The 6641-nt window shown below is 46.4% G+C and carries 5 protein-coding genes and 2 rRNA genes (1 of these 7 only partly in view); all 7 read left to right on the forward strand.

All coding sequences use genetic code 11. The features are described from left to right. Positions 1 to 2306 (forward strand): 23S ribosomal RNA (locus ABUA47_RS00420) (it extends 233 nt beyond the left edge of the window). Between the two features lie 72 nt (positions 2307 to 2378). Next, positions 2379 to 2489, forward strand: a 5S ribosomal RNA gene (rrf, locus tag ABUA47_RS00425). Positions 2490 to 2854: 365 nt separating this feature from the next. Then, complete coding sequence (locus ABUA47_RS00430) at positions 2855 to 3301, forward strand: hypothetical protein (protein ID WP_005828652.1); 447 nt, start codon at positions 2855 to 2857, stop codon at positions 3299 to 3301. A gap of 199 nt (positions 3302 to 3500) precedes the next feature. Beyond that, positions 3501 to 4313 carry a MotA/TolQ/ExbB proton channel family protein gene (locus ABUA47_RS00435; protein WP_005828650.1) on the forward strand — a complete coding sequence of 271 codons (813 nt, stop codon included), beginning with the start codon at positions 3501 to 3503 and terminating at the stop codon, positions 4311 to 4313. Between the two features lie 93 nt (positions 4314 to 4406). Beyond that, complete coding sequence (locus ABUA47_RS00440; protein ID WP_005828648.1) at positions 4407 to 5012, forward strand: ExbD/TolR family protein; 606 nt, start codon at positions 4407 to 4409, stop codon at positions 5010 to 5012. A 39-nt stretch (positions 5013 to 5051) separates the two neighbouring features. After that, the gene (locus ABUA47_RS00445) at positions 5052 to 5702 is read left to right on the forward strand and encodes an ExbD/TolR family protein (protein ID WP_005828642.1); all 651 of its coding nucleotides are present in this window, start codon (positions 5052 to 5054) and stop codon (positions 5700 to 5702) included. A gap of 28 nt (positions 5703 to 5730) precedes the next feature. Further along, on the forward strand, positions 5731 to 6546 hold the full coding sequence (locus ABUA47_RS00450) for an energy transducer TonB (protein WP_005828639.1): 816 nt from the start codon (positions 5731 to 5733) through the stop codon (positions 6544 to 6546). Positions 6547 to 6641 lie beyond the last annotated feature (95 nt).

A 6641-nucleotide genomic window follows, 5' to 3' on the forward strand; every position in this document is an offset into this window, starting at 1 on the left:
CTGGTGTGACGGCGTGCCTTTTGCATAATGAACCTACGAGTTACTTTTTCCGGCGAGGTTAAGGATTTCAGATCTGCAGCCGAAGCGAAAGCGAGTCTGAACAGGGCGTATAGTCGGAAGGAGTAGACGCGAAACCAAGTGATCTACCCTTGGGCAGGTTGAAGGATGGGTAACACCATCTGGAGGACCGAACCAATAAGCGTTGAAAAGCTTCTGGATGACCTGAGGGTGGGGGTGAAAGGCTAATCAAACTTGGAGATAGCTCGTACTCCCCGAAATGCATTTAGGTGCAGCCTTGACTTATACTGGCATGAGGTAGAGCGACTGATAAGATGCGAGGGCTTCACCGCCTATCAAGTCTTGACAAACTCCGAATGCGTGTCAGTTCTATGTCAGGAGTGAGGGCATGGGTGCTAAGGTCCATGTCCTAAAGGAGAACAATCCGGACCAACAGCTAAGGTCCCGAAATGAATACTAAGTTGAACTAACGAAGTCAGATTGCTAAGACAGCTAGGATGTTGGCTTGGAAGCAGCCATTCATTTAAAGAGTGCGTAACAGCTCACTAGTCGAGGAGTTTGGCGTGGATAATAATCGGGCATAAGTATTCTACCGAAGCTTTGGGATGAGAAATCATCGGTAGGGGAGCATTCCACTCGGCGTCGAAGGTGAAGCGCGAGCTTTGCTGGAGCGTGTGGAAAAGCAAATGTAGGTATAAGTAACGATAAAGGGGGTGGGAAACCCCCTCGCCGAAAGACTAAGGTTTCCTGATCAACGCTAATCGGATCAGGGTAAGTCGGGTCCTAAGGCTCAGCCGAACGGCGAGGCCGATGGCAGAACCGGTTAATATTCCGGTACTACCTGTGGGAGTGACGTGGAGACGGAGTCGTGACAGCGCCGCGGACTGACGGAATAGTCCGTTGAAGGGTGTAGATGCTGATTGTTCCAGGCAAATCCGGAGCAAGAGTCGAACCTGACAGTATGGAGCGTTCTTAGAACAATCCAATAGTGCGTGTAATCATACTTCCAAGAAAATCCGCTAAACTTAATCCTGCAGGTACCCGTACCGCAAACGGACACACGTAGTCGGGTTGAATATACTAAGGCGCTTGAGTGATTCACGGTTAAGGAACTAGGCAAACTGACCCTGTAACTTCGGGATAAAGGGTCCTCGCTTAACGGCGAGGCGCAGAGAATAGGTCCAGGCAACTGTTTAACAAAAACACAGGGCTGTGCAAAATTGAAAGATGAAGTATACAGCCTGACACCTGCCCGGTGCTGGAAGGTTAAGAGGAGATGTCATCGCAAGAGAAGCATTGAATTGAAGCCCCAGTAAACGGCGGCCGTAACTATAACGGTCCTAAGGTAGCGAAATTCCTTGTCGGGTAAGTTCCGACCTGCACGAATGGTGTAATGATCTGGACGCTGTCTCAACCGTGAGCTCAGTGAAATTGTAGTATCGGTGAAGATGCCGATTACCCGCGATGGGACGAAAAGACCCCGTGAACCTTTACTATAGCTTAACATTGAATTTGGGTAATTGATGTGTAGGATAGGCCGGAGGCTTTGAAGCGGGCACGCCAGTGTCCGTGGAGCCGCTGTTGAAATACGGCCCTTTGATTATTTGAGTTCTAACCCGTTGTTGCGGGGACACTGTTTGGTGGGTAGTTTGACTGGGGTGGTCGCCTCCAAAAGTGTAACGGAGGCTTCTAAAGGTGCCCTCACGACGATTGGTAACCGTCGGCAGAGTGTAATGGCATAAGGGCGCTTGACTGGGAGACTTACAAGTCGATCAGGTAGGAAACTAGAGCATAGTGATCCGGTGTTTCTGTATGGAAAGGACATCGCTCAAAGGATAAAAGGTACTCCGGGGATAACAGGCTGATCCCTCCCAAGAGCTCATATCGACGGAGGGGTTTGGCACCTCGATGTCGGCTCGTCACATCCTGGGGCTGGAGAAGGTCCCAAGGGTTGGGCTGTTCGCCCATTAAAGTGGCACGCGAGCTGGGTTCAGAACGTCGTGAGACAGTTCGGTCTCTATCTATCGTGGGCGCATGAAATTTGCGTGGCTCTGACACTAGTACGAGAGGACCGTGTTGGACTGACCTCTGGTTTACCGGTTGTGCCGCCAGGTGCATTGCCGGGTATCTAAGTCGGGATTGGATAAGTGCTGAAAGCATCTAAGTACGAAGCCAGCCACAAGATTAGATTTCTCAGGGTCGTTGTAGACTACAACGTTGATAGGATGCAGGTGTACAGGCAGCGATGTCATAGCCGAGCATTACTAATTGCCCGTCCACTTTTTGCCTTCCGTGTATGGAGGTATATACGTTCAGCAATATATGGACACTTTACTTTTTTCTCATCATGTCTGCCTTATTCAGGTGACTACAGCACCGGGGTTCCACCTCTTCCCATTCCGAACAGAGAAGTTAAGCCCGGTCACGCCGATGGTACTGCGTAACAGTGGGAGAGTAGGTAGTCGCCGTTTTCAGAAGAAGCCTCCGTGTCTGATAAGGATACGGAGGCTTTGTTCGTTTTATATACCTCTCCTCTAACATTCCGTTTCTACCGCTAATCACTATACCTTATTATATATAATTATTCATCGTATATTCATCAGATTAATTCCCGAATTAAGGTGCTAAATGAATGATTAAAAACGTTTAAAATCAGTATTTTATATCCTATTCCCACTTTCGTATTTCATATATTCTTCGTACCTTTACAGAGTATTAAAAGGTATAGTAAATCCTTTAATCAGTGAACAATTTAATCTTTTTACAAAAGAAAGTAACATAGCTGTAAAACAAATAAGAGAGACATCTGTTATTTATTGTAGAATCATTAGACGACATGAAAACAACTGTAAAGACATTCTGGATATGCATGCTACTGATGTTGACTTGCAGCATTAGCGGTAAAGCCATTGACCTGGTGCAGGTGGATGACAGAATGGCCGGAACTGCTGAAGTTTCCGCTTCTTTATCTTCATGTTCTTCTACTTCCGACAATAGTATTGACAAGAAGAATTCATTGTTCACGAATACCAAGTTCGCATGGACTACGGATGTCGAACTGGGAAACAAACCGGTTTCCGAAACTTACTCTTCTCATCAACAGCGTTTGCGCAGGGTGATTGAAGACAATCTTTTCCTCAGAAACATTCTTTTGATGTTATCCAACCACGAGAATCTACTCGTGCAAGGCCGCTCTAAATTATACTACTCAGATAAAGACCCGTACTATGCATTGACGGGCAGTGATTACTATATTTATACGCTTCGGCGGATTTTGATTTAGCCAACTTTTCTTCTTATTGATTTCCCCCTTTTTCTCCTTATTGTCTTGAAGAGACTGAAGGCAGGTGACCTTTAGTGTACATATATGTTAGTTAAGGTTGCAAGGATGATTACGCCCTGTCGGTTCGTAAGCGGGAAGTCGTATCCCTATGCTTTATTTTCAAAACTCTATTTAAATACCAACAATTAAACTTTTCATCATGGAAACTACTCAAAAAAAAGCAGCCTCTTTTAAAGGCATCAGATCCGCCGGTTGGGTAATCGTAATCTGTTTTATCATCGCCGTGCTTATTTTTCACTTTGTGTTGGGAAATCCCTCCAACTTTATGAACAACGACCCGAACAACCATCCGTTGCCGGGTAACTTCCTCGGTACCATCTATAAAGGTGGATTCATTGTTCCTGTAATTCAAACGCTTTTGCTGACTGTCATCGCACTGAGTATTGAACGTTATATTGCCATTGGCGCTGCCTTTGGTAAGGGGTCATTGGTGAAATTCGTAGCTAACATCAAAGCAGCCTTGGCTGAAGGTGATATGAAGAAGGCACAACAAATCTGCGATTCACAACGTGGTTCTGTAGCCAATGTGGTAAATGCCACTTTGAAGAAGTATGCCGAGATGGAGAATGACACAGAGCTGTCCAAAGACCAGAAACTGCTTGCCATCCAGAAGGAATTGGAAGAAGCCACTGCGCTGGAACTGCCGATGATGGAGCAGAATCTTCCTATTATTGGTACCATCACGACTTTAGGTACATTGATGGGATTGCTCGGTACAGTTATCGGTATGATCCGTTCATTTGCCGCCCTTGCAGCCGGAGGTTCAGCCGACTCCATGGCTCTGTCGCAAGGTATTTCTGAGGCTTTGATTAATACTGCCTTCGGTATCTTGACCGGTGCATTGGCCGTTATCTCCTACAACTATTATACAAACAAGATTGACAAGTTGACTTACAGCCTCGATGAGGTTGGTTTCTCCATCGTGCAGACTTTTGCAGCTACCCATAAATAGTTGACTGCTGATAGTTGGAGCTGCGCTGTGACGTAGGCTTCTATTATCTATTCAACGAATGAATTCTCAATTTTAATTTTCAATGAAACGATTATGGGCAGAGCGAAAATAAAAAAGAAAAGTACGTTCATCGATATGACGGCGATGAGTGACGTAACTGTACTGCTGCTGACCTTCTTCATGCTGACTTCTACGTTCGTGAAGAAAGAGCCGGTACAAGTAACGACTCCCGCCTCTGTATCCGAGATTAAGATTCCGGAGACAAATGTACTCCAGATATTGGTCGATCCGAGCGGAAAAGTATTTATGAGTCTGGACAAGCAGTCCGACTTGCGCGAAGTGCTGGAAGCTATGGGGCAGGAGTATGGAGTGACTTTCACTCCGGAGGAAACTAAAAAATTCATGCTGGCGTCTACCTTTGGTGTGCCGATGAAGAGTATGAAGAAATACCTCGACTTGCCGCAAGACCAGCAAGATGCTGTATTGAAGAATGAGGGGATACCGACAGACAGTATTGACAATCAGTTCAAGGCCTGGGTACGCAACGCCCGTGCAGTGAACAGTGATTTGCGCATTGCCATCAAGGCAGATGCCAATACTCCTTATTCCGTAATAAAAAATGTGATGAACTCACTTCAGGACCTCAGAGAGAACCGGTACAACCTGATTACTTCTCTGAAGACCACAAGTGAAGAGTGACAAGCTACGAGTTACAAGTAGAACAAGAAAGGAAACATTATGGCTGAAATACAAGAAAGCGGCAACAAGAAAGGTGGAAAAAGCAAGCAGAAGAAAATGACTGTCAGGGTGGACTTTACACCTATGGTGGACATGAACATGTTGCTGATTACCTTCTTTATGCTTTGTACCTCACTGAGCAAACCTCAGACCATGGAGATAAGCATGCCGAGCAATGACAAGACCATCACCGAGGAGCAGCAGACCAAAGTCAAGGCTTCCCAAGCCATCACGCTGTTGCTGGGGGATGACAACAAGTTGTATTATTACGAAGGGGAACCTAACTACAAGGACTATACTTCACTGAAGGAAACTACCTATCAGGCGGATGGTCTGCGGGCAATGCTTCTGCAACGTAATAGAGTTGCTGTGAACGAGGTGAACAGACTGAAGCAGCAGAAACTGGATCTTAAGATATCAGAGGATGACTACCGGAAACAGCTTTCCGAGATAAAAAGCGGAAAGGATACGCCGACAGTCATCATCAAGGCTACCGATAAGTCTTCGTACAAGAATCTGATTGATGCTCTCGATGAAATGCAGATATGTAATATAGGTAAGTATGTGATAACGGATATTGCCGAAGCCGACGAGTTCTTGATGAAGAACTACGAAAGCAAGGGCGAATTGTCCCAGAACATTGCTGAATGATGTGTAACACCCAAAGAAAGGAAAGAATATGGCTAAAGTAGATTTAAGCTCCCAAGCATGGTGTGACCTCGTGTTCAGTGGTAAGAACAAAGCATATGGAGCCTATAAGATGCGTGAGACCTCTCCCAGACGGCACAACATTGCCGTGATACTGGTAATTGTAATTGCATTGATAGGTTTCAGTATCCCTACGCTGATAAAGATGGCTACCCCCAAACAGAAAGAGGTGATGACCGAAGTGACTACCCTTTCGCAGCTGGAAGAACCGGAAGTGAAGCAGGAAGAGATGAAGCGGATAGAGCCCGTGGCCCCACCGCCGCCTGCATTGAAAAGCTCCATTAAGTTTACCGCTCCCGTCATCAAAAAGGATGAGGAAGTGAGGGACGAGGATGAAATAAAAAGCCAGACAGAACTGACGGAAACGAAAGTTGCCATCTCCATTGCCGACGTGAAAGGTAATGACGAGGAACACGGCAAGGACATCGCCGACTTGAAACAAGTGGTGACGCAGGCCGAACCGGAACCTGAAAAGGTTTTCGATATGGTAGAGCAGATGCCCCAGTTCCCCGGTGGTCAGGCCGAGATGATGCAGTTCATCAGCAAGAATATGAAGTATCCGACCATTGCCCAGGAAAACGGTACGCAAGGGCGTGTAACCTGCCAGTTTGTGGTAGGTGCCGACGGCAAGGTGCGTGATGTGAAAGTGCTGAGAGGTGTAGACCCCTATCTGGATAAAGAAGCTGTCCGTGTGATTATGTCCATGCCCAAATGGATTCCCGGCAAGCAGAATGGTAAGGCCGTATCGGTGAAATATACGATACCGGTGATGTTTAGATTACAATAAGTGTGTGTGTTATGAAAACGGTGAAACAACTTCAGCTTTCAGGCTTGCTGGTGCTGCTGACTCTGCTGTCTGCCTGCCAAAGCAAGCCCAAGGAC

The organism is Bacteroides sp. RTP31139st1_H2_RTP31139_211217 (assembly GCF_040227615.1).
Classification (GTDB): Bacteria; Bacteroidota; Bacteroidia; order Bacteroidales; family Bacteroidaceae; genus Bacteroides; species Bacteroides uniformis.

What these genes read in the sequence shown, in the direction of transcription:
- ABUA47_RS00430 (WP_005828652.1), top strand. Translation starts at nt 2,855, where the DNA reads ATGAAAACAACTGTAAAGACATTCTGGATATGCATGCTACTGATGTTG.
- ABUA47_RS00435 (WP_005828650.1), top strand. Translation starts at nt 3,501, where the DNA reads ATGGAAACTACTCAAAAAAAAGCAGCCTCTTTTAAAGGCATCAGATCC.
- ABUA47_RS00440 (WP_005828648.1), top strand. Translation starts at nt 4,407, where the DNA reads ATGGGCAGAGCGAAAATAAAAAAGAAAAGTACGTTCATCGATATGACG.
- ABUA47_RS00445 (WP_005828642.1), top strand. Translation starts at nt 5,052, where the DNA reads ATGGCTGAAATACAAGAAAGCGGCAACAAGAAAGGTGGAAAAAGCAAG.
- ABUA47_RS00450 (WP_005828639.1), top strand. Translation starts at nt 5,731, where the DNA reads ATGGCTAAAGTAGATTTAAGCTCCCAAGCATGGTGTGACCTCGTGTTC.